Consider the following 22,931-nt stretch of genomic DNA (forward strand, 5'->3'; position numbering starts at 1 on the left):
ACTGGCATCCGGCTGCTTTCGGCGGCTCTCGGCTGCCTGTCACGTCAACCATCATCAGACGAGAAACCGCAGGTGGTAGGGCATATTCACTGAACAAGTCGAGTAGGGCGGGTGGGACTTGAACCCACGACCCACGGATTCATCATCCGAGGTATGTCACAGTTCTCGCTCGCCATTAATTAAACGGACATCATGCCCCAAAACAGGGCCAGCGGTGAGATAGGGGTATTCCCCGGAGAGTTCCGAACTTACCCTTTTCCTATTCGTGTGCGAGGTGGGCACGAACCGACAACAGCCAAGGGGAGCGATGGAGACATCGACCAGACAGGATGCCGAGGCATCGCGTCCGGGTGCCGAGGGGTCGGCTCCGGCACTGCGGCTGAAGGGTCTTCACAAGGTCTTCGCCGACAACGTCGCGGTCAACCATGTCGAGCTGATCGTTCCTCGGGGCTCGTTCTTCGGCCTCGTCGGGCCCAACGGCGCCGGAAAGACCACGGTGCTGTCGATGGCAGTGGGCCTGCTGCGACCCGACGACGGCCGGTCCGAGGTGTTCGGCGTCGACGTGTGGTCCGAGCCGGTCCGGGCCAAGTCACTGATGGGCGTCCTGCCGGATGGTCTCGCGATGCCCGAGCGGCTGACCGGCCGGGAGCTGCTGACGTTCATCGGGCAGCTGCGCGGCATCGCCGACGACGTGGTGGCTCAGCGGACGCAGGAACTGCTCGATGTCATGGAGCTCAACGGCGCCGAGCGCACGCTGATCGTCGATTACTCCACCGGCATGCGCAAGAAGATCGGTCTCGCGACCGCGCTGCTGCACGGGCCCCGGCTGCTGGTGCTCGACGAGCCCTTCGAAGCGGTCGACCCGGTCTCGGCGGCCGCGCTCAAGTCGATCCTGGTGCGGTTCGTCGCCTCGGGCGGCTCGGTGGTCCTCTCCAGCCACGTCATGGCACTCGTCGAGCAGTTGTGCGACACCGTCGCCGTGATGGCCGAAGGTAAGGTCGTCGCCGCCGGCCCGCTCGACGAGGTGCGCGGCGGCGGCACCCTGGAGGAGACCTTCGTCCGCCTCGTGGGCGTCGAGGTCGGCGACGGGGAGGGGTTGTCGTGGTTGGCATCCTGATCCGGATGAAGCTGGTGATCATCCGCCACTCCATGACCGGGGGCAAGGCCACCTGGATGGTCGTCGGCGGCGTCATCGGGGTCGCCCTCGCGGTCGCCACGATCTGGCTCAGCCTGGTGGAGACCACCCACCCGACCGTGGTGGCCGATCTGCTCGCCGCGGTCTACGTCATGTGGATGCTCGGCTGGATCGTCGGACCGGTCTGGGGCGGCTCCACGGTGTTGCGTGTCGACCACTTCGCACTGCTGTCCGTGCCGCATCGACGGCTCGCCGTCGGGCTGCTCGGTGCGGCCTTCGTCGGCATCACCACCGCTGTGACGCTCCTGGCCTTCCTGAGTCTGATCGTCTACGCCGCCCGCCTCGGCGTCGTGCCCGCGCTGGCGGCGGTGCCGGCCGTGGTGCTGCAGTTGGTCTTCGTCGTCCTGCTCTCGCGGGTAGCCATGGTCGTCTTCGGTGTCGTGGCGAAGTCCCGCATCGGCGCCGCTTTCACTGGCGTCCTCATCGCCGCGATGATGGTGCTTGCCCAGTCCGGCTGGATGGTCGCCGCCGCGATCAAGATCTCCGGGGTGCTCACCCACGGCTTCGGCCCCGGCTTCTCGAACGCGGTTCGGGCCATCCCGTCCGGGTGGGGGCTCGTCGCCGTCGAGTCGGCCGACCGGGGCGAGTGGTGGGTGACGCTCGGCGCGCTCGCCGGGCTGGCACTGCTCATCGTGCTGCTGCTCCTCTGCTGGAGCCGCAGCCTCGGCACACCGCGGCGGGCCAGGGTCACCATCCGCGGCTCGCGCAATGCCAAGGTTTCCAGCCGTGGGCTGTTCGCCGGGAACACCGGCGCCGTGTTGCGCAAGGAGCTGCGCACCTGGTGGCGTGACCCGCTGCGGACCCAGACGGTGTTCGTCCCGTTGGTCTGGGCGCTGGGCACGGCCCTGCTGCCACTCACGTTCGACGCGAAGCTGCTGTTGCCCTGGGCCGCCCCGGCGCTCGCCGTCATGGCCGGCAGCGCCGCGTCCAATCTCTACGGCCAGGACGGCACCGCGCTGTGGATGACTCTGCTCACCGGCAGCGAACGTGCGGACCTGCGCGGCCGGCAGTTGGCCTACCTGCTCATCTTCGGCCCCATCACCCTGATCATCGCGGTGGTCTTCACCGCGTGGAGCGGTCTGACCTGGGCCTGGCCCTGGGTGCTGGCCTTCGTGCCGGCGATGCTCGGCGGCGGGGTCGGCCTCGGTGCGCTCATCTCGGTGGTGGCACTCGCACCCGGCCCCGACGCTCACAAGCGCCCCGACAACCCGTTGGAGCACGGCGACACGACCGGCCAGGCCAACCTCATGTTCTGGGGCGGGCTGCTGCCGGGGATCCCGGCGGCGACGTTCCTCACACTCGGCACCGTGTATGACAACGCGTTCCTGCTGTGGACGGCCGTCCCGGTCGGTGTGGCCACGGGCGTCTTCCTCGCCTGGTGGCTCGGGCGGGTGGCGATCCGTCGCCTGCAGGTGCGCGGCCCGGAGATGCTCTTCCTCATGCGCACCGGCCGCAGCACCACGTCGGTCAAGATCGAGATACCGAAGCGGAGCGCGTGGATCTCCGTCATCGGCTGGACGCTGGGCTCGATCGCGCTCTTCCCACAGGGGATCGTGCCGATGATCGTCCTGTTGGTCGACGTCGACGTGAGGTCGTGGTTCCTGGCGCTCTACCTTCCCGGAGTGCTCCAGTGGCCCACAGCTGTCGTCATGGTCCTGCTCGGCTCCTACCTGTACTACCTCGCCATCAAGGTGACCATCCCGAAGAAGCCCCCGACCTCACCGGGCGACCCGGACGGTGACGGCATGGCTGAGTCGCCCGTCCCGCCGACCGGGCAGCGCCAGGAGCTCGAATCCGTCTGCGCGGTGTCATCCGAAATGCGCCACCAAGGCGACCACCCGTGATGGCGTCGATGAGCGCGCGGGCCGACCGCCACCTACGGCTGGGCCAACTGCCAGAGCGCCGCTGAGGACCACAGGATCGCGATGAGGGTGACCAGGGTGCCGCCGGCGAGTGGCAACGCCCAGCCGGGTAAGTGCCGGCTCCGGACGAGGAGTACCTTCGCGGCGAATGCGCCGTAGAAGAAGCAGCCGGCGAGGGAGTGCAGGGCGACCCGGGCGCTGTCCGTCTGCACTCCGTAGGCGGTGATGCAGTGGTAGGCGATGGGTAGCGAGAGCACGAACAGCACGGCTCCACCGACGCGGTGGGCGAGGTGGACCGGGCGGGGGGCGGCGCCGGCCCCGGGTAGCCGTTGGTAGATCCACAGCGCCAATATGAGCTGGTAGAAGGCCAGGACCAGCAGCGCCGTACCGACTTGCGCCTTCAGAAGGTTCGCGTCGTCGCCGCGGCGCCCGAACAGGCTGCTGGCGAAGTCCGGGGTGTGTATCCGGCCGAAGGCGTACAAGGCCGCCGTCACGGCCAGGGCGAGCCCGGCGGCCGTCGCCAGCCGCAGCCGGGCCGGGCGGGGTGACATCCTCGGCGCAGCTCCCACGTCCGCCTGCTCCCTCCCCATGATCCCGGCCGCCGGGGCCGTAGCGACAGCCCGCTCGACGTTGCGCGTATGGCAGCTGTCGTGGCCGACAGCAATCAGCCCGTTTCGATCTTCTTGCCCTTCGGGTCGAGCACGTACCACTTGGCACCAAAGGAGTCGACACCCTGCCCGGTGATGTCGCCGGGCTTGACGTCGGTGACGAAGTAGTACAGCGGGTGGCCGTTGTAGGTGACCTGGGTGGTGTGGTCGGTCCTAGCGGTGGTGCCGAGCAAGGCGGGTGATGCGCCGTTGCCGGCCTGCGGCTTGCCCGCGGTGGTCAGGGGCGGCCAGGCGGTCGCGCACCTGCTGTAGCAGGTCGAGCTGGTGCCCTTGTCCGCCTCGAACAGGTACAGCGTGCGTCCTCGGCCGTCGACGAGGATCTTGCCGAGCCTGGAGTCTCGGACCGCGACGGTGGCGTTCGCGACGGTGGCGCTGGCGGGGCTGGCGCTGCCGGCCGGGGTCTTCCCGGTCGGCGAACTCGGGACAGCCGGCGCGAGCTTCGACTGGCCGAGCGCGTAGCGGGCGATGGCGGTGCCGAGTTCGTTGCCGGACTTGTGGTCGAGCCGGGTGTGCACGCCCCCCCAGATGCGGCTGAGCCCGGCTTCGGTCGCGGTGGCGCTCAAGCTGGTATAGGGCTTGGCGTAGGACCGCGGGCTGCCGGCGCTCGCCGGTGAGGCGAGGGTGAAGGTGTTGCGGTCGCCGTAGAAGCGGGCGATTACGGTAGCGGCGGCCGTGCTGATGTCGCTGTGCATGCCCGGGTAGGACGGGTCCGGAGGGGTGGTGACCAGCGGGGTCCATGACGGGTCTCGCTTGACCTGCGGGTTGTCGGCGGCGAGGCGGATGGCGGTGACCGGCCGCCAGAACCGGTATGTGTACTTGGCGTCGTAGATGCCGATGGTGGCATCGGCGAGGGTGAGGTTGAGCAGGGCGAACATGTCCGCCGACTGGTCGAGGTCGCTGTGGCGCGCGAGGGCGACCTGTTGGGCGACGTCGTACCAGTAGTTCTGGGCGGGGCCGCCCCAGAGCTTGGCGAGCCTGGTCTGTTCGGCCGTCCGCGTGATGCTGCGGGCGGCGCCGATGGTCTTGACCTCGTTGATGGCGGCCGCGTACGCACGGCTGGTCAGCGTCGGGGGCGCGCCAGGACGGAACTGGTGGCCGGTACGGAGGAGGAATGGGGTGACTTTGCCCCAGTTGGTGAACTCCGGTGCCTTGAAGGCGGGCGGAGTCGACCGGTAGTCGCCGGGTTTGCCGGTGGTGGCGTAGGGCGGCGGGGTGGCGTCGGCGCCGTCGTGCGCGCGCAGGGCGATGATGGCGCGGGCCGCTTGGGCGCCGACGTTGATGCCCTCCTGTTTGGCGCGGCCGTCGGGAATGTCGGCGAGATCGGTGGACAGTTGGCGGTCCAGGCTGGTCTTGTGCGCCGGGTACAGGGCGGTGAGGGCGCCGTGCGCGGCCGCCGCGGCCGCGGCGGGGCGTGAGGCATCCCGTGGTGCGGTGAGGCTGGGGCCGTAGAGCGGGTGAGCGCGGCTGATCGCGTTGACCGCGTCATAGACGGCTGCGCTCATGATGGCGAAGTTACGTGTGGGGTGGACGGTGGACGGCTCCGCGTGCGGATTGCGCACGATGTCGAGCAACGTCCGGTTCCACTCGATCACCACGTTGCCCCGGGTCGGCTGCGCGACGACGTGCGCGGTCCCGAGCGGGGTGGCATGGGCGGCGGGTGCCGTGGCGTGCTGGGCACCGAGTGTCAGGAAGGCCACCGCGAGCGCGAGCACAGACCGCCGCTGGGTTCTTCTTGGTTCGGGAAGTGCGAGGATCCTCACGATCCTCCTCCTGTCAGGTAGCGGAGGGAGGAAAGATGACAAGCCACTTCAGCGTCTCTACGCCAACCAACGCCCACCGTGTCAGGGACCCCCGCTTCTCAACCCAGGCGGGATTTAGCCGTGCCGGTCGTCACCGTGCGGGCTCGTAGGGCTTGCGTCGTCAGGACCCGCTCGGCGCATCGCTGGTTCGCTTGCGGAAGCCGCTCCAGTCATTGCGAAAAGCACCGTAACGACAGGACACGACTAAAGCCGTAATCTCGCCGTTCTCTTCATGGACGCCAGTGCCCCTTCGTCAGCATTGCTCGATTGGTTCGAATATTGAACGCAGAAGGCTCTCTCTCCTGGACGAAGGCACTTCCCGATCGGGTGGCTGGCGGCGAGAAACTTCTATTCACGGGCCGCTGGAACAGGGCAATCAAAACGCCTTCCGTGCCGGATGTAATCAAACATCCCATACCGCCGCATTCACTACCATAGCCGACAGCAAACGCGCGTAAACATTGCCGAGGCAAAGCCCTATGCAAGCTGGACCATCCACTCCGCAGCGCGGGCAGGGCCCCGGCAAAGTCGTTTAGCGCCGGTTGATCATGTGATGCCCAGGATCGCGAGGGGTCTGCTGGCGTCGCGGGCGAGGCACCGCAGGGCTTGGGCGATGTTGGTCTGCCAGGCCAGGCGGATCGCACTGATCGCGAGGTTGCGCAACGTGGCCATCACACGAGGAGCATTGCCAGTACGAGCCTGGGAGCGGTCTTCGTCGTAGGCGACGTCGCGGACGTAGTGCACCTTGTTCTCGATGGTCCAATGACCACGGATCCAGGCGGCCAGTTCGGCGGGCCGGGCGTGGTGGACGGGAACACTGGTGATCGCATGAACGGTGACGGTTCGCCATCTCGCGCCCGGCCGCAGGCCGCGGACCTGGCGTTTGATCTGCATCGCCTGGAGGGCGTGCGGGAAGACGATGCCGGCCGCGATGCTGACCACCTTGATCGAGCGGTGTTCCTCGCGGCCGTGACCTCGATCCTTGTCACGATGGCCGACCTCGACCTGTCGCCAGGGAAACGCGGTGAGCTGGCGGTGCAGACCCGGCTGGTTCTTCTTCACGACCAGCAGGTAGTGCGCGCCCTTCTCCGTGACCAGGAAGGTGGCGTGGTCGCGCTGGGTGTGCAGCGCGTCAGCAGTGACCACCTTCCCTGCCAGGTCCAGCCCCGCCAGCAGCGGCCGGACGCGCGTGATCTCGTTGGTCTACCGTCCACGTCGGTCTGCGCCAGCACCGTGCCGGTGCGGTGATCGACGGCTGACAGCAGATGGATGGCCCCACCCTCGCGGGGGCGGGCACCACGCAGGGCCTTGCCGTCTATCGCGATCACCTGACGCAGGCGCCGCCCATCCGGCGGGGCGCTGGAGGCGACAGGCATCCGGCTCGCAATCCATGAACCGACCGCGCGGTCAAGGACGTCGGCATCCACGTGGCCGAGCGCGCGGCGGATGGTGGCCTCATGCGGAGGCCGCCACCGCCCGGTCGCCGGATCGCGTCGGACCCCGAGGACGGCCAGGACTTGCGCGGGAGCATCGGTCACCCACTCGGCGATGGCGGTCAGCGAACACGCTCCGGCCGCGACGGTCACCGCGGCGACGGCCAGCAGCGTGCACCAGGCATGACGGACTCCACGGCGTCGCCGGGGATCAGGCACCGCGGCCAAGTGCTCTAGCAGACTCCGACAGTCCGTCACCGGGAGTCCGGCGGCGTCCGCGGGGAGAGCGGCGAGTTGGCTCAAGGCAGGCGGAATCAGGAATGATGAGGGGGCAGGCACGATCTTCTCTGATCATGTGGCGTAGACACCCTCATGATCGCTTAGGTCGTGCCTGCTCGCATGTCCGGCCGTGTCCCACAGTCAGCCCCCACGGTCCTCGACCGGAATCACGCGACTATGCCGAGGCCCTGACAGATCAGGTGCCTACCAAACCGACGCAAAGACCACCATCTAACATACCGCAGTCTGCCGTTACGAAAGGTCAATCGGGGATTTTCCGACGAATGGCCAGAACTGGAGAAGGTAGAATTCATTGCCTGGCGGAATCTTCTCAACTGTGCGATCAATGGTCGCAGTGTCCCTCAGAAGCCTGCAATGGGCTCGTATATTCCACCAGGAATTGCGCCGACCAAGATCGAAAATTGGGTGGTCGCCATCTGATCCCATCAGCTCTTCGAGGTGCACACGGCCCGCCTCGGAAAAGAATTCCTCCTCCTGAACCTCATTCCAGCCTCCCGACAAATGAGGGGTCTGATTCCATAGCTCGAAACGCACTTCAACGGTGTGGCCAGAGTCGTGAGCAGTGAGCCGCATGACATTGGGAGCTACCAGAAACCATGCGGATTCATCACCATCGAAATCCCAAGGGGCACCCTCCTCATCGATAATCTCGAACTGTGAATACTCGACCGATACCGAATCGGTCAATTCGGCGACTGGATTAGGCATTGAATTCTCCATCTGAACCGCCCAGAAGTGATTCCCTACTCTCATATAGAGGCCGGGCAGAGTCGATAGATACAGAACCTGAGACAGGCAGGCAGGGCTACCTGCATTCTCGAATGCTGAGATGCTGAAGGCTCTTCGGGCGGGCGGGCCTCTCACTCGCAGCGCACGCAGTCTGTGTCCATCGACCGAGACGACGTTCGTCTCGACTTGTGAGAATGCAGTAGGCCCTGGACAGGTGGGAGTGTCGTCCGCCCAAGAGCCTTGCGAACGACACTCCCGCCCTATGTAAGAGATTGTATTTACATCGAAGTGAATCCGATGGTGAACATATCGCCATCGATTATGCGATTGTTGTAGTACCACGCCTTGAGCGAGTTGCCGAACCTTTGGTTCTGCCTAGCGTTGATCAAGCGAACCGAGAAATTGTAGGAGGGATTTGCATTAAGTGAGCCCTGATAGGTTGAGGCGAAGGGGAACTCATCGCAGTTCAGGGCCTTGTCTCCGTACAGCTTGATACTCCCTGGCCACGTCTTTGAGATTTCGGTACGACAGATTCTCGACGACTCCTCTTGCTGCTCGTCGCGTTTGTCCCCGTTGGTCATCCTGGAGAGTGGATGTTCGCTGGTCAGACCAGGAAGATTCTTCACAGTTAACGGCGGCAATCCAGGGAAGTTGGACCCTCCAGGAACTGGATACGCACCGTTGTGGAATATGAGCGCCTTATAGAGGTGATCGAACTGCTCGGGCCACGTTTCACCGTGCTGATTGGTATCATTCCTGCCCAGATCAAGCGAAGGCATCCCCATCAAGGTGACGCACCCCCCTCCCAGCTTGTTGTACCCGAACTTGATCGCAGCTGACTTGTCGCACCGTACGAAGATCTCCGAACCTTTCCGAGCCATCTTTCTCGTGCCGGTTGAGGAGGTAACCTTTACATACGGCTGAATACTGCATTGCTCGATTCCATTGGGGGCAGCGAGGTGCGTCGACTTGAACCGAACAGAGGCGTCCCAGTCGTGGCCATCATAGCCGAGTCCCCAGGAGTAAAGCGGTCTCTTTAGTACACCGTACCCTTCGGCAGGCGCGCAAGTGCGGACCGCATCTCCAGAGTCACTGTCGTAGGCGAGATCCCATTCGAATTGCGCGTCAAATAGAGTCCCCAACGAGAATCCTGGCTGAAACTTCTGGTAAATAGTGAACTCTCGCCGGTTCAACTCTGTTTCGACTCGGACGTAATAGGTGAGGAAGGCGTCGCCGATCTTCTTTTTGACGGGGCCTCTCTTGACCCACTGGTGCGCTACCACATCCACGATCTGGCACCAGTTGAAGCGATTCTTTAACCAGCCTCGTACGCTTTTCGCCCACTCGGGATTGTTGGTGCATTCGGACCACGACGTAATGTTCTCGGGCCACGACTTGTCTGACGGAATAATATTCGCGGTGCCCATATAGCCTGAAGCTGAAGCTTGGGCCTTGCCTTGCTTGCTCCTGGCCGAAATCTTCTCACGGAGTTCCTTAACCAGCTTGGGAACTTCACGCTTCGGCCCGCTCGCCGTGGCTTTGCGTGAGGCCGCCCCCGCTACCGAGGTCATTCGCAGGTCGTCCAGATAGACGGTCTGACTTGACTCCTCTATAAGGACGTCTGCCTCCGCCCACAGCACGGCATTTGCCGTTCCTGCGGGCGCGGTGACGACAACGGTCTCCAGCGGCTGCCACAGGCCAGTGGAGAGCTCGCTGTGTCCGGCGGAGCTATCCAGAAAGTTCCAGTCGGCGTCATACCAGTCCACGCCGTACCAGCCTGTCGCGTCCGCTTCGGGGCGGACCCATCCAGTCAACTGATACGTACCCTCCGTAACGGAGAGATCCTGCGCGATCGCTGTGCAGCATCCCGGGCCGCCGAGCTTCGCTGACGCCGACCCCTCATACGCCTGTTCGGTCGACTGCGTGAGCTCATCCCCCTCCCACCACGAATACCAGGGCGATACGCCGGACTCGAAGGATGGGTTGGAATTCAGAGCGACGGAGGATGCGGTCGGCGTAGGCGTGGGAGAAGGCGTTGGTGTGGGGGTCACCGTGTCAGAGGGGCTTGGGCTCGGCGAAGGTGAAGTGGTCGGTTCCGGTGACGGGGTCGTTTTGGGTGCCGGCCCAAGGAGTAGCAGTTCGTCCATGTGCAGTGACGCTTGTGCTACGGGCGGTGTAATTACCGCTCTGAGCTGAGCAGTGACCGCGTTAGCAGGTGGCCAGTAGGCAGTCTCTTCCTGGGTCCACGTGTCTGCCTCAAGATCGCGGCTTGCCAGATCGGAACCGATGACGTTGCCTGCCGAATCAAACCAGTCAATGCCATATCGAATGGATGTACCTGTTCCGACCGGCCGGAACCAGCCCGACGCGATGTAGAACTCGGTCGCTGTAACAGGAATCGCCGATTCGGACCTGATAGCAGTCTCGGATACCCCTTCATTGGTGACGACCAATGCGGATCCTTGCACCTCATGAGCTAGAGCTGTGCTTTGAGTCAGCGCTCCGCCCTCAACAGACCAAGGCTCGACTGTCGACTCGAAATATGGGTTCTGGTTCAAAATCGCATTTGGGAACCCAGTCGCCGTCGGCGTCGGCCGTGGTGTTGGCGTACTGGTCGGAGGCGTGTCATTGCCGTCGTCCGCGTAGCTGTCCTCGATCTCCTCGTCGGTCAGCCCATCTGGATGGGTCTGTGCCATGAGGTCGCTCCTGTAGGTGACGCCAGAGGTGCGGGCTTCCTCACGAGCTTCCTCTGCTGTCAACGCACGCACGACCGGAGGGGTGTCGCCCGAATTCCCAGCTGCAACCTGTGCCAGGTCTGCCTCGTAGGAGTCCTCGACGGTGCTGCCATGTTCGACCATATAGGCGACTTGAAGCGACTCAGGCGGTGTGTAGTCGATGAACAGGATCGGCATGTGATCGTCCTGACGGTCAGCGGTGCCGGTCTCCTTGGACCTGTACTGCCGCCAGTTGATCACCGCTGACTCGCTCGGGGCCATCATGACCAGACCGTAGTCCTGCTCGCCGTCTGCCCATGACTGCACAATGTCCTCGATCGAGTACAGCAGTTCCCCTGGACCGGAGCATGTAGTCGGGGTGTCGCTGTAGGCAGCCCTGTTTCCCACCTGGCCGCTCGTGGTGTAGCCGGGCTGGTTGTTCCACGTCAAAGTGGTGGCATCCCACGTCGAGGTCAGTTTGCGGACGACGATCCCCGACTCCACTTCAAGGCCGCAGTTGCTACCGTCGCTACTGCCGGAGCGGTAGTTCCAGACCATGAAGTCCGCATTGTGAATCGTCGCCAGCGCCAGCGGCTCTGTCACGACGAACCGCACATAGACGCGGGCGATGTCGGCGCTGGTCTTCGTGGTGCCCGCGCGCAGGTAGCCAGTGGGCCGAGCCATGGCGGGGTCGTTCTTGTTGACGAAAGCGTCTTGAGCCAGGCCGGCACCGACCCATTCGCTCGCAATGGAGATTGTCACCGGATAGGTGATGTCGGTGCTGGCCAGGAACGCTACGTCCGGCTGCAAGATCAGACTGGAGCCCGATTTGGTCTCCTCTACCTTAACGTCGACGTCGCCGACCTTCCCTGAGTCGGGCGAGTGCGTCCAGTGCTTGAAGGGCGATAGGTGCCCTCGCGGCGCCGCCATAGGCGGACATCAACTGCGGGCTACCATCGCTCGCCTTGGCGTACGACATACCCTTGGGCAAGGTCACCGGCAGTTCTACCTTCAAGGGGCCGGTCGGGCGCTTGCGCAGCACCACATCCTGGGTGAACCCGTCGGCGAGGGCTGTGATCACCAGGTCCGTACCTGTGGAGACCGCGTCCTGGTAGGTGATCGTGTTGCCGGAGATCTTTGGCGCCGGTAGCTTCCTGGCCCAACTGAATCCGGCCTTGCCGTCCTCGCCCTTCGCGGTGACCAGGTGTATGGAGCCCTCTCCACCGAAGGTCAGCGGCGTCTTCACCCGTTTTGGTGCGAACGTCCCGTCAGATTGTTTGACGATCGTGGTGTCGATCGGCTTCCAGGTCTTCTTGCCGTTCTTGCCGGCGACCTGGAGCTGCACCGGACCCGTGCTCAGTTCCGCGTGTAGCGTCTTACCATCGGTGTTCGCCCACACCTTCATGTTTTCTGTGTACTGCGATGGCACCGGCACTCGCTTGCCCGTTTTAGCAGCTTCGGCCTTGGCCGCCTCAAGCGCCTCGTCGACAACAGGCGTCCCGCCCTCGGGCACTGACGCCTTTATGGCGGCGGATACCCCATTCGAATCAGCAGCTGAGACCGGATCCGCAGCCGAAGGATTCGGCAAGCCAACCAGGATCGATGGCGTGAGCACCGCCAGGATCAAGCCCGCGATCCTCCTGCGTACGACTCTCCTGCTGAAGCGAAGGGAGGCGAATCTTGGATTGTGTACATACACCTCATTCAAGGCATTTCAAAGTGTCAGAAGATCACTATCACCCCATGAATGATCTTTGACAAGGGCTCAGCCTGGATCCCGGGGCTCAAGCGTTCTCGGCTGATGGGACAGTCGCGCCCCTGAGACGGGCGGGTCGTTGAGGGCACTCCAGTACGGAGGCCGCCCGGCGCGCGTCCGGGGCCGCGATCAGTCCTGCCTCTCCAGCTCGCACCAGTGGCTGAGGAAGTTGCCGAGCCATCCGTCGCCCTCGCCGTTCCGCATCGCCCGCGCGGCGCCGACCAGGCGGCCGTCACGGCAGGAGTCATGGTCCGGGTTGAGTTCCAGGCCCAGCGACGGGCTGTTCACGCGGGCGTCCCTGGTGGGGATCTGGAGCGGGACGCTGAGGCGCAGCTCCCAGTCCTCGGACGCGCCCCCGAACCGCGCCTGCGCGGCCTCGCCGTCCAACTCGACCTCGACGCGGGCGGCCGCCCCCACCCGCAGCACCAGAGGCAGGGCGCCGGCGTCGGTGAAGACATGCCCCGCCCACCTGCCCGGACGGATCGTCGCCGTACGCTCCGAGGGGAGGCCCGGTGGCAGGGAATCGAGGGAGAATCCCGGGACGAGCTCCTCCATGACATGGCCGGCGACCGCCGTCCTCACGGCGGAACCGCTCTGGTTCGTGAGCACGCTGACGGCCAGCCGCAGATCGGGCACGACCGCGAGCATGGTCGCGACGCCCCCCATGCTCCCGCTGTGGCTGATGATCGTGTGGCGGCTCCCTCGCGACACGAACCAGCCGAGCCCGTACCCGAGATGGGCGTTGACCGGAAGCGCGGCGCGCATGGCGGTGGCGGTCCCGGGGCGCAGGATGCCTCGCCCGCCGGCCTGGGAGAGCCCGAACATCGCCAGGTCGGACGCCGTCGCCCAGGCCAGGGTGGCGCCGCGGTGGGTGGTGTCGCACACCGGATAGACCCGTCCGTCCGCGGAGTAGCGCAGCGCCTCCTGGGCCGGACCTTCGTACGTGGGGCCGATATGACAACTCGTCAGCCCCAGTGGGCCGAACACCCGGTCCCGGACGTACGTGGCCGGATCCTGCCCGGTGACCGTTTCCAGGACCACGTCGAGGATGCCGTATCCGAGGTTGGAGTACTCGAAGCCGGAGCCCGGCTCTCTGTACAGCGTCGCGTAGCGTTCGATGCTCTCCCGCGCTGTCGGCTTGATCGCGGGTGAGTCCGCGTAGAAGAAGTCGTAATGGGCGCCGAACCCGGCCCGGTGCTGTAGAACTTGCCGCACGGTCGGAGCGCCGTAGTCGCGGTGGCGGGGAAGGCGGACGCCGCTCAGATGGTCCTCCACCGGATCGTCGAGATCCAGCAGCCCGGCGTCCGCCGCCGCGCACACTGCCGTCGCCGTGATCGGCTTCGTCACGGAGGCCAGCAGGTACGCGGTGTCGCTGGTGGCCGGTCGCCCCTCCGCGACGTCGGCCAGGCCGTACGCCTCGGCGAGGACGACGGCGTCCTCACGGGCGACGGCGACGGAGACCGACGCGCACCCGCCCACCCGCAGCGCCGTGACGCAGTGCTCGGCGAGCCCTTCGAACACGGCGCCCCTTATGCTCTCGATCGCCTCATATCGCGCATTTCGCTGGAAAAGGACTCTACCGGGACCGGAAGGGGCACGATCGAGAGCCGGTCAGCGGTCGGTGCGGTGTCCCCGGGCGCGGTTGACGGCGGCCATCACCGCCCGCACCGACGCGGTCAGTACGGAGGTGTCCTGACCGGCTCCCCAGCACGTGGTCCGGCCGACGCGGCATTCCACGTACGCGATGGCCGGGCTGTCGGGCCCCCGCCCCGTGGCGTGCTCGGCGTACTGGAGGATGTCGACGGTGACACCGGCGGAGGCCAGGGCGTCGGCGAGCGCGGACAGGGGGCCGTTGCCGCCGCCGCGGAGTTCGCGCCGCTGTCCGTCGGCGTCCAGCACGCAGGTGAACTCGTGCCTGCCCGGCGCGGTCTCGCTCGTGGTCCAGCCGGTCAGGGACAGCGGGCCGTGCTCTCCAGGCGCGAGATAGGTGGCCTGGAACAGGTCCCACAGCTCCTTGGCGGTGACCTCGCGGCCTCCGTCGTCGGTCGTGCGCTGCACCACGGCGGAGAAGTCGATCTGCAGGCGGCGCGGCAGGTCGAGCCCGTGGTGGGTGTGCAGCAGGTACGCGATGCCGCCCTTGCCCGACTGGCTGTTGACCCGGATCACCGCCTGGTAGTCGCGGCCCACGTCGGCCGGGTCGATCGGCAGGTACGGAACGTCCCAGGGAGCCCGGCCGACGGGGATGCCCAGATCGGCGGCCCGCAGGTCGTGGTGGGTCAGACCCTTCTTGATGGCGTCCTGGTGGGTGCCGGAGAAGGCGGTGTAGACCAGGTCGCCCGCGTACGGGTGGCGCTCGTGCACCGGGAGGCGGTTGCAGTGCTCGACGACCCGCCGGATCTCGTCGATGTCGCCGAAGTCGAGCATCGGGTCGACGCCCTGCGAGTAGAGGTTCAGGGCGAGGGCGACCAGGTCGACGTTGCCGGTGCGCTCGCCGTTGCCGAACAGGCAGCCCTCGACGCGCTGGGCTCCGGCCAGCACGGCGAGCTCGGCGCAGGCGACGCCGGTGCCGCGGTCGTTGTGCGGGTGCACCGACAGGATCACCGCCTCACGCCGGTCCAGGTGGCGGTGCATGTACTCGATCTGGTCCGCGTAGACGTTGGGGGTGGCGATCTCGACGGTCGCCGGCAGGTTGTGGATCACGGGCCGGTCCGGGGAGGCGTCCCACAGCGCGGTCAGGCCGTTGCACACCTCCAGCACGTAGTCCGGTTCGGTGAGGTTGAAGACCTCGGGAGAGAACTCGAACCGCACCGGCGCTCCTGGGCGGGCGTCCGCCATCCGCGCCACGTGTTCGGCCGCCCGCCGGATGAGCGCGTGCAGTTCGGCCCGGTCGTGTCCGAGCACCACGTTCCGCCAGGTGGGCGCGGTCGCGGTGTACAGGTGCACGACCACGCGCGGCAGGCCGTCGACGGAGGCGAAGGTCCGCTCGATCAGGTCCGCGCGCGCCGCGGTGAAGACCACGATGGTCACGTCGTCGGGTACGGCACCGGCGTCGGCCAGGTGCCGGACGAAGTCGAAGTCCGTCTGGCTGGCCGACGGATAGCCGACCTCGATCTCCTTGAAGCCCATCGCCACCAGCAGGTCGAACATCCGGCGCTTGCGCGACGGGTCCATCGGCTCGGCCAGCGCCTGGTTGCCGTCGCGCAGGTCGACCGGCACCCAGAGGGGCGCCCGTTCGATGCGCCGGGACGGCCAGCCGCGCTCGTCCTCCGACACGACCCGGACGCGTTCGTGCGCGGGCCGATAGCGCTGGTACGGCATCGCGCTCGGCCGTTGCGGGTTCCACGCCGGCGCGTCGGCGGGAACGGGGTCGTACGGCGTGCGCAGGGTGGGGAACGCCGTCGGCGACGGGGACGAGACCGGGGACACAGTCGGGGACATGGTCGGGGAAGAGGACGGGGTGCGGGTGGTCATCGGCGGGGACTCCTGGCCGGTCGTGGGGTGAGTCGACCGGCAGGGGCGAGCGCCGCGGCGGGGTGCCGGTCGGTTCAGGCCCCGCCGCGGCGGCCGAGAAGGAGACCACGCGACATCATGGGCGTACACTAATCACAACACAGGTCCTCAGACAACCTGAGAGGTGACATTCGGATGCCGCTCGGCACGCTCCGCCCCAGCCCGCTCGTCGAACAGGCCACCGAGCACCTGCGCGAGCAGATCACCGGCGGGCACTGGCCGGTCGGCACCAAACTCCCCGGGGAGAACGCTCTGGCCGCGACCCTCGGTGTCGGGCGCTCCACCGTGCGCGAGGCGCTGCGGGCCCTCGCCGGGGCCGGCCTGGTGCAGGCCCGCCAGGGATCCGGGGTCTTCGTGGTCGCCACGGAACCCGCCGAGGACTGGTCCGCCCGCCTGCGCCGCGCGGCCGTCACGGACGTGTACGAGGTGCGCATGATGGTCGAGGTGCAGGCCGCCCGCCTGGCGGCCGCCCGCCGTACCGACGCCGACGTCACGGCGTTGACCGCCGCGCTGGACGCGCGCCGCGCGGCCGGGCGGGGCGACGACGCGGCCTTCGTCGACGCCGACATCGCCCTGCACGCCGCAGTCGTCGCGGCGGCGGGCAATCCGGTGCTGACGGACCTCTTCGCGGAGTTCGCCCCGGCCCTGCGTCAGGGGCTGATCGACCTGGTCGACCTGCTCGCGCTGCGCGAGGACGATCCCGACCACGGCGACGAGGCCCACGCCGCCCTGGTGGACGCCATCACGCGCGGCGACGTGGACGAGGCGAGCGCCGTCCTGGAGGCCGAGCTCCAGCAGACCCTGGCGTACCTGCACCGCGCCTGAGCCCGCACCACATGAACGGGCGCGGCGATGAGCGGCCTCAGTTCAACCGGAGCGAGGCGACGGCGGCGCGGTGATCGCTGCCGGTCGCCTCCTCGACGCCCGCGCTGGTCGCGGTGAGGCCCCGGTAGAGGATGTGATCGGGCCGCGTGATCGGGAACGACGACGGCCAGGTGAAACCGAAGCCGCCGCCCGCCTCCTGCTGGGCGTCGGTGAGCGGCGGAACCAGCCCCGAGCGCACGCGGTCGGTGGTGGCGGTGTTGAGGTCGCCGAGGAGCAGCAGGTGGTCGCTCGGATCGCGGTCGACGAGGCGCCGGGCGTTGGCCAGGGTCTCGTCACGACGGGCCGTCGCGCCGGGCCGTGCCGAGGCGAGGTGCATCACGTAGACGGTCACCTTCCCCTTGGGCGTCTTCACCACCGCGCGCAGCGCGCGGGTCCACTCCAGGCCGATGTCCACCCTTCGCTGCTCGACGATGGGGAAGCGGCTCCACAGGCCGATGGTGCTGACCTGCGCCTTGTGCGGGAAGAGCCGGTCGAGTTCCTTGGCCGCCGGACCGCCCGGGGTCAGCTCCTGTGCCGCGAACAGGTCCCGGCCCTTCGCCACGGCGTGCACGGCACGTCCCGAGCTGGCGTTGACCACGCCCACGTTGAGGGTGCCGACCGACAGGTCGCTCGTCCCGCCCGGAGGGGTGCGCAGCAGGTCCGGGCCGAACATGACCCCCCACACGAGCGCCGGGAGCGCCACGGCGGCGACCGCCTTCCACGAGCGGCTGAACAACGCGCCGATCAGGAGGACGGGAACGCCGACGCCCAGCCAGGGAAGAAGGCTCTCCAGGATGGGCGTGAACCCGTTCAGGTCCGGCAGGAGCCCGTGCCCTCCGAGAATCAGGGCGAGCGCGCCCGCCATCACGATGATCGCCCGCCTCAGCACGCCGCTCCTTGTCCGCCTCGCCCCGAGGGCTCGGCTGCCCCGAGATGCGTAGGCTAGTCGGCTCCGGCGGCATCCGCGCGCATCGCCGCGTCGTACCCCCTCCGGCCCGGCCGGTCCGTACGGAGGGGCCGTACGGCGGCCGGGTTCCGCCGGCGGGGAGGACGAGCAGCTCAGTGGTCATGCGGTCACGATGATCACTGGAGGGCCCGGGCGTCGGCGAGGCGTTCCCGCGCCTCGGCGAGATCCTCCTCGGTCGGGGCGTCGTCCTGGGTCAGGCGAAGCCGCCAGTATCCGGTGAAGTCGATCGACCGCTTGTCGACGCCGCGGTCGTCGACGAGGTGCCTGCGCAGGGCGCGTACCGCGCCCGACTCCCCGCCGACCCAGGCGAACACCGACCCGCGCGGGAACTCGGCGTCGCGTACGGCGCGGACCAGGATGTCGGAGCGTCCGGCCGGGGTCGGCCCACGGTGCAGCCAGTGCACGGTCACCTCGCCGAGCGTCTCGAACCGCTGCTCGTCGGCGGCGTCGCCGACCTCGATGAAGGCCACCGCGCGGCTTCCCTCGGGCAGCCACTCGATCACCGTGCCGATCGCGGGCAGCGCGGCCTCGTCGCCGGCCAACAACAGCCAGTCGGACCCGGGGACGGACACGCTGAGGGGGACGGGCCGGGCGAAGTCCGCCGACGGGCCGAACATGCCGAGCGTGTCACCGGGGCTCGCGGACTGCGCCCATCGGGTCGCCGGGCCGGCGTCGCCGTGCAGGACGAAGTCGACGTCGATCGTGCCGCGCCGGTGATCGTACGCGCGGACGGTGTAGCTGCGCATCCACGGCCGCTCGTCCTCGGGGATCTCGAGGAACGCCTGGTACCAGCGGTACGCGTCGCTGTCCGCGCTCGGCTCGGGAAGGCGGGGTACGGCCTGCCCGGGGCGCGGAAAGTACAGCTTCACCTGCTGATCGGGTTCGGCGCCGATGGCGCCGGCGAGGCCGTCCCCGGTGAAGGTGACGCGTGCCATGTGCGGCGTGATCCGCGCGACCTCGACGACTTCGATCAACCTGACCGGGGGTTTCCCCATAAGTCCTCCCAAAATGTGATGAGCAGCGAAAACATGGGCGGCTACGTCCGCGAACCGAGGCGGAACCCCCCGGTGCCACTGATATCCTTATGGCGTAAAGAGATAGAGCGAGAGATTACTTTATGCCATAAGGAGTTGCAAGTGGTCGTCTTCGCCGGGCAGGGTGACGCACGTCGTTCGATGTCCCTCCTGTGGCGGGTCCCGGGGTCCGGCGCCGCGCGGGGCGGCCGTGGCCCCAAGCCCGGCCTGAGCGTCGACGTGATCGTGGACGCGGCGATCGCCGTCGCCGACGCCGACGGGATGGCGGCGCTGTCCATGCGCGCGGTGGGCGAACGCCTCGGGCGTACGGGCATGGCCCTCTACACCTACGTCCCCAACAAGGGGGAACTGGTCGACCTCATGTACGACCGGGCACTCGCCGAGTTGCCCGCCGACTACGACCTGGAGGCGGGCTGGCGACCGGCGGTGACGTCCTGGGCCGAGGACACCTGGGAGTTCTACCTGCGTCACCCGTGGGTGCTCCAGGTGTCGCAGGCGCGGCCGGTGCTCGGCCCCAACGAGTACGTCATGCTGGAAACGCTGCTCGCCATCCTGCGCGAGACCGGCCTGGACGCCGCCGTGGTGCGGCGGGTCGTCGGCACGCTCTTCCACTTCGTACGCGGAGCGGCCCAGACGGTCACGGAGTCACGGGAGGCCGCCACGGCGACCGGGGTGCCCGACGACGAGTGGTGGCAGACCCGTTCCGCACTGCTGCGCGAGGTCGTGCCCGATTTCTTCACGCGGTTCCCGATGGTGGCCTGGCTCGAGAGCGACACGGCGCCCCCGGCCGAGGACGACGCCACGCCCTTTCTGGAGCGGGAGGCGAGGAGGACGTTCGAGGTCGGGCTCGACATCCTCCTGGACGGGATCCACGCGGCCGTCCGCCGGGCCGAAGCCGCCGCCCTGTCCCCGGCGGGTTCCACCGCCGGGCGCGAGGAGTGAGCGGTGCGGGCCGCACGGGTCCTGTCCCTGCTGCTGTTGTTGCAGGCACGGCGGGCGATGACGGCCGCCGAACTGGCGGTGGAGCTGGAGGTGTCCGAGCGGACCGTCCAGCGTGACGTCGCCGCACTGGCCGAAGCCGGCGTACCGGTGTACGCGGAACGGGGACGGGCCGGAGGCTACCGGCTCGTGGACGGGTACCGTACCCGGCTGACCGGGCTGGAGCGGGCCGAGGCCGAGGTGCTGCTCCTGGCCGGGTTGCCCGGCCCGCTGCACGAGATGGGGCTGGCCGGTCAGGCGCTCGCCGCGCGGCTGAAGGTGGCCGCGATCCTGGGCGACGGCCCGGGGACGGTCACGCAGCGGTTCCACCTGGACGCGCCCGCCTGGTTCCGCACCGCGCGCCCGCCCGCGCTCCTCGGCGCCGTGGCGCGCGCGGTGTGGGAGGACCGCGTATTGCGGGCCCGGTACGCGCGCGACGGCGCGGCCCGCGAGCGCACGGTGGAACCGTACGGGCTCGTCCTCAAGGCCGGGCACTGGTACCTCGTCGCCCGCGCGGACGACCGGCGGTTCCGCGCCTACCGGGTGGACCGGTTCGAGGCGGCCGAGCCGGGGGAGGAGCGCTTCACGAGGGACGCGGACTTCGATCTCGCGGCCTTCTGGGAGGCGAAATCCGCCGAGTTCGCCCGGTCGCTGCTCCGTGAGCACGTCACCGTACGGCTGAGCGCCCGAGGCGTGGCACGCCTGCCCCGGACGCTGGAGGCCACGGCGGCGGCGGAGGCCCTCGACACGGCGGGCGAGCCGGACGAGGAGGGCCGGGTCACGGTGCGGCTGCCGGTGGAGTCCCAGGAGGTCGCCTACGACCAGATGCTGCGGCTGGGACCGGAGGCCGAGGTCCTCGACCCGCCGGAACTGCGGGAGCGGATGGCGCGGGCGGCCCGGCGCGCGGCCGCTCTCTACCAGTGTCAGCAAGTGTCCGACAGGCGTTCTGCCGGCAGATGAACGGTGCTCACGACCCCGAGTCGACACCGCTGACAGGGTTCTGTCGGTTCGCCGAAGCGTCAGGACGCATGGGACGACCGACGGCGCGGCTCGCGCGATGGCGGCGTACCGCGTCGCGGTTGGCGCACCGCTGGGAGCAATAGCGCTGCCGCCCGGTGCGGGAGGTGTCGGCGAAGATCGTGCTACACCCGGTCACGGCACACCGCCGGAGCCGGTGCATGCCCCGCCCCGCCAGGTGCAGCGCGGTGCCCACGGAGATGAGTGCGAACAACACGGAGCCGAGCGGCTGCCGGTCGTCGCGGTAGTGCAGATGCCAGCCGCTGCCCGCGTGGTCGGTCAGCCGCGGGTAGGCGGCGGACTCGGCCAGCATGCGATTGACCAACTCGGCGCGCTCGTGCTCGTCGGCGGCGTCGACGACCTTCTCCCACGCCTCCAGTACGGCGTGGGTACGGTCCAGGTCCTGCGGCGTGACCGGACTTTCCAGCACGAGCCCGGCGGCGCGGCAACGGTCCGCGAGTTCCTCGACGGTCGCCGGACGCCGGTTGGCCAGGGCCGCGGTCAGGTTCACGACATCCTCGCCGTAAGGGTTGAAGCGCATAAGACCATTACAGCAGTCTAATCCGCATGACACACCACACCGATGTACGGCAGGCGTCGGAGGACGACGTCGCGGAGCTCGTACGCCTGCGGGCGTTGTTGTTCGAGACCCTCGGCGGCGACTTCTTCAACCCCTCATCAGCGGGCGACGACTGGCGGAACGCCCTCGCCACGGTTCTGAAGGACAAACTGACGTCGGACGACGCGCGGATCCTGGTCGTCGACGGCGACAACGGCCTCGCCGCCTGTGGAATCGGCACCATCGAGCAGTGGTTTCCCGGCCCGCACTCACGGAACGGCCGGATCGGGCACGTGATCGGCGTGGTCACCGATCCGGCGTTTCGACGGCGTGGCCACAGCCGCGCGATCATGCGGGGCCTTCTCGACTGGTTCCGGGAACGTGAAGCCGTCCGAGTGGACCTGTACGCCTCTCGCGAGGGCGAACCGCTCTACCGGGAACTCGGCTTCTTCGACCACCCCGACCCCGCGCTGTGCTGGCGCCCGTGACGGCACCGGGCGACCACCGAGGTTCCGGGATCGGGTCGGTCAGCGGTAGCCGGTCGCGTCGGCGGGCTTCCCCGCGTCCTGAACATCGACGATGTAACGCCAGGCGTCCGGCCGACTGCCGTCGAGGTCGGTGAAGCCGTAGACACCGGCGAGCTGCCCGCTGGACAGCGACCGCCCGTTCCAGCGGGAGACGTCAGGGTCGGCGGCCAGCGCGACGACGGCACGCCCGACGAACGACGGCGTCTCGGAGATGCAGAAGTGCGGTTGGCTCGGCAACGCGTCCCGCCAGGTCTCCTCGGTGACGCCGAAGGTGTCAAGCATGATCTCCGAGCGCAGCCACCCCGGCGTCAGCGCCACGGCGGTCGCGCCGCGCGGGTCCAGCTCGTGGCCGAGCGCGAAGGCCATGCGGAGCACGGCGGCCTTGGCGACGTCATAGAAGAACGAGACGCGGTAGGTGTCGCGGTTGTACTCGGCGGTGCCGTCGGTCATCTCCACCACCAGCCCGCCACGGTGACGCAGCAGCAGCGGCAGCGCGTGATGGCTGGTGATCGCGTGCGTGTCCACCGCGAGCCGGAGCAGCCGCAGCCCCTTGTCGAGGTCGTGCTCCCACACCGTGGAGTTCCACTCGAACAGCAGCTCGCCGCCCCAGATGTCGTTGACCAGGACGTCCAGCCGGCCCTGCTCGGCGTCGATGCGCTCGACCAGGGCCCGTACCTGGTCCGGGACCAGATGATCGGTCGGGACCGCGATGCCCCGGCCTCCGGCGGCGGTGACCAGGTCGGCGGTGTCCTCGATGGTCTCCGGCCGGTCGTACTCCGAGCGGCGCTCGCGGGTGCTGCGGCCGGTCACGTAGACGGTGGCCCCGGCCGCTCCGAGCTCGACCGCGATCCCTCGGCCGGCCCCGCGTGTGGCCCCCGCCACCAGGGCGACCCTGCCGTCAAGTGCTGCTGACATATGCGTCCTCACATGCGTGCTCGTCAGTGTTCTCATCGTGGAGCCGGTGTCCGCGGTCACCGGCTCCACGATGATGTCGCCGATACCCGACACCTCATGTCGTG

Annotated in this window: 18 protein-coding genes and 1 pseudogene; 6 read left to right on the forward strand and 13 right to left on the reverse strand. The window is 67.8% G+C overall.

Annotated elements, in window-relative coordinates; translation table 11 throughout:
* Nucleotides 1-307 precede the first annotated feature (307 nt).
* On the forward strand, nucleotides 308-1,117 hold the full coding sequence (locus tag IMZ11_RS07260) for an ABC transporter ATP-binding protein (protein WP_228638845.1): 810 nt from the start codon (nucleotides 308-310) through the stop codon (nucleotides 1,115-1,117).
* Entirely contained in the window at nucleotides 1,102-3,039 is a 1,938-nt protein-coding gene (locus IMZ11_RS07265) for a hypothetical protein (protein WP_228638848.1), read from the forward strand. Before IMZ11_RS07260 ends, IMZ11_RS07265 begins: the two co-directional genes overlap by 16 nt.
* A gap of 32 nt (nucleotides 3,040-3,071) precedes the next feature.
* Here the strand turns inward: IMZ11_RS07265 and IMZ11_RS07270 are convergent, their stop codons facing one another.
* From IMZ11_RS07270 to leuA, 9 genes and pseudogenes are all read right to left on the reverse strand, one after another.
* Nucleotides 3,072-3,608 (reverse strand): DUF6529 family protein, encoded by a 537-nt coding sequence (locus IMZ11_RS07270; RefSeq protein WP_228638851.1) that lies wholly within the window; start codon nucleotides 3,606-3,608, stop codon nucleotides 3,072-3,074.
* Between the two features lie 113 nt (nucleotides 3,609-3,721).
* On the reverse strand, nucleotides 3,722-5,485 hold the full coding sequence (locus IMZ11_RS46120) for a phosphatase PAP2 family protein (protein WP_228638853.1): 1,764 nt from the start codon (nucleotides 5,483-5,485) through the stop codon (nucleotides 3,722-3,724).
* A gap of 585 nt (nucleotides 5,486-6,070) precedes the next feature.
* Nucleotides 6,071-6,718: an ISAs1 family transposase gene (locus IMZ11_RS07280; RefSeq protein WP_228638930.1), complete on the reverse strand. Its 648-nt coding sequence runs from the start codon at nucleotides 6,716-6,718 to the stop codon at nucleotides 6,071-6,073.
* A 203-nt stretch (nucleotides 6,719-6,921) separates the two neighbouring features.
* Nucleotides 6,922-7,296: pseudogene (locus IMZ11_RS46645) on the reverse strand (transposase family protein); the annotation flags it as partial.
* Nucleotides 7,297-7,488: 192 nt separating this feature from the next.
* Entirely contained in the window at nucleotides 7,489-7,965 is a 477-nt protein-coding gene (locus tag IMZ11_RS07285; protein WP_228638855.1) for a hypothetical protein, read from the reverse strand.
* A gap of 299 nt (nucleotides 7,966-8,264) precedes the next feature.
* Nucleotides 8,265-11,510 carry a DNRLRE domain-containing protein gene (locus IMZ11_RS07290; RefSeq protein ID WP_228638857.1) on the reverse strand — a complete coding sequence of 1,082 codons (3,246 nt, stop codon included), beginning with the start codon at nucleotides 11,508-11,510 and terminating at the stop codon, nucleotides 8,265-8,267.
* A 34-nt stretch (nucleotides 11,511-11,544) separates the two neighbouring features.
* On the reverse strand, nucleotides 11,545-12,327 hold the full coding sequence (locus IMZ11_RS07295; RefSeq protein ID WP_228638858.1) for a hypothetical protein: 783 nt from the start codon (nucleotides 12,325-12,327) through the stop codon (nucleotides 11,545-11,547).
* A 258-nt stretch (nucleotides 12,328-12,585) separates the two neighbouring features.
* Nucleotides 12,586-13,977: a serine hydrolase gene (locus IMZ11_RS07300; RefSeq protein WP_228638860.1), complete on the reverse strand. Its 1,392-nt coding sequence runs from the start codon at nucleotides 13,975-13,977 to the stop codon at nucleotides 12,586-12,588.
* Nucleotides 13,978-14,067: 90 nt separating this feature from the next.
* Nucleotides 14,068-15,774, reverse strand: a complete 1,707-nt coding sequence (gene leuA / locus IMZ11_RS07305; RefSeq protein WP_228638932.1) for a 2-isopropylmalate synthase — start codon at nucleotides 15,772-15,774, stop codon at nucleotides 14,068-14,070.
* A gap of 327 nt (nucleotides 15,775-16,101) precedes the next feature.
* Here leuA and IMZ11_RS07310 point away from each other — a divergent pair, with 327 nt between their 5' ends.
* A complete protein-coding gene (locus IMZ11_RS07310) occupies nucleotides 16,102-16,791 on the forward strand; it encodes a FadR/GntR family transcriptional regulator (protein ID WP_228638862.1) in 690 nt (229 codons plus the stop codon).
* A gap of 37 nt (nucleotides 16,792-16,828) precedes the next feature.
* Here the strand turns inward: IMZ11_RS07310 and IMZ11_RS07315 are convergent, their stop codons facing one another.
* On the reverse strand, nucleotides 16,829-17,719 hold the full coding sequence (locus IMZ11_RS07315) for an endonuclease/exonuclease/phosphatase family protein (protein ID WP_061258512.1): 891 nt from the start codon (nucleotides 17,717-17,719) through the stop codon (nucleotides 16,829-16,831).
* 194 nt (nucleotides 17,720-17,913) lie between these two features.
* Nucleotides 17,914-18,792, reverse strand: a complete 879-nt coding sequence (locus tag IMZ11_RS07320) for a siderophore-interacting protein (protein ID WP_228638864.1) — start codon at nucleotides 18,790-18,792, stop codon at nucleotides 17,914-17,916.
* 141 nt (nucleotides 18,793-18,933) lie between these two features.
* Here IMZ11_RS07320 and IMZ11_RS07325 point away from each other — a divergent pair, with 141 nt between their 5' ends.
* Complete coding sequence (locus IMZ11_RS07325; protein WP_228638866.1) at nucleotides 18,934-19,773, forward strand: TetR/AcrR family transcriptional regulator C-terminal domain-containing protein; 840 nt, start codon at nucleotides 18,934-18,936, stop codon at nucleotides 19,771-19,773.
* Between the two features lie 3 nt (nucleotides 19,774-19,776).
* Nucleotides 19,777-20,769, forward strand: coding sequence for a YafY family protein (locus tag IMZ11_RS07330; protein ID WP_228638868.1), 993 nt, complete (start codon nucleotides 19,777-19,779; stop codon nucleotides 20,767-20,769).
* Between the two features lie 7 nt (nucleotides 20,770-20,776).
* On the opposite strand, the gene IMZ11_RS07335 is transcribed toward IMZ11_RS07330, so the two are convergent.
* The gene (locus IMZ11_RS07335) at nucleotides 20,777-21,367 is read right to left on the reverse strand and encodes a CGNR zinc finger domain-containing protein (RefSeq protein ID WP_228638870.1); all 591 of its coding nucleotides are present in this window, start codon (nucleotides 21,365-21,367) and stop codon (nucleotides 20,777-20,779) included.
* A gap of 26 nt (nucleotides 21,368-21,393) precedes the next feature.
* On the opposite strand from IMZ11_RS07335, the gene IMZ11_RS07340 reads away from it, so the two are divergent.
* Nucleotides 21,394-21,873, forward strand: a complete 480-nt coding sequence (locus tag IMZ11_RS07340; protein ID WP_228638872.1) for a GNAT family N-acetyltransferase — start codon at nucleotides 21,394-21,396, stop codon at nucleotides 21,871-21,873.
* Nucleotides 21,874-21,912: 39 nt separating this feature from the next.
* Here IMZ11_RS07340 and IMZ11_RS07345 read toward each other — a convergent pair whose 3' ends face one another.
* A complete protein-coding gene (locus IMZ11_RS07345) occupies nucleotides 21,913-22,827 on the reverse strand; it encodes an SDR family oxidoreductase (protein WP_228638874.1) in 915 nt (304 codons plus the stop codon).
* Between the last annotated feature and the right edge of the window lie 104 nt (nucleotides 22,828-22,931).

This window comes from Microtetraspora sp. AC03309, assembly GCF_020826795.1.
Lineage (GTDB): Bacteria > Actinomycetota > Actinomycetes > Streptosporangiales > Streptosporangiaceae > Microtetraspora > Microtetraspora glauca.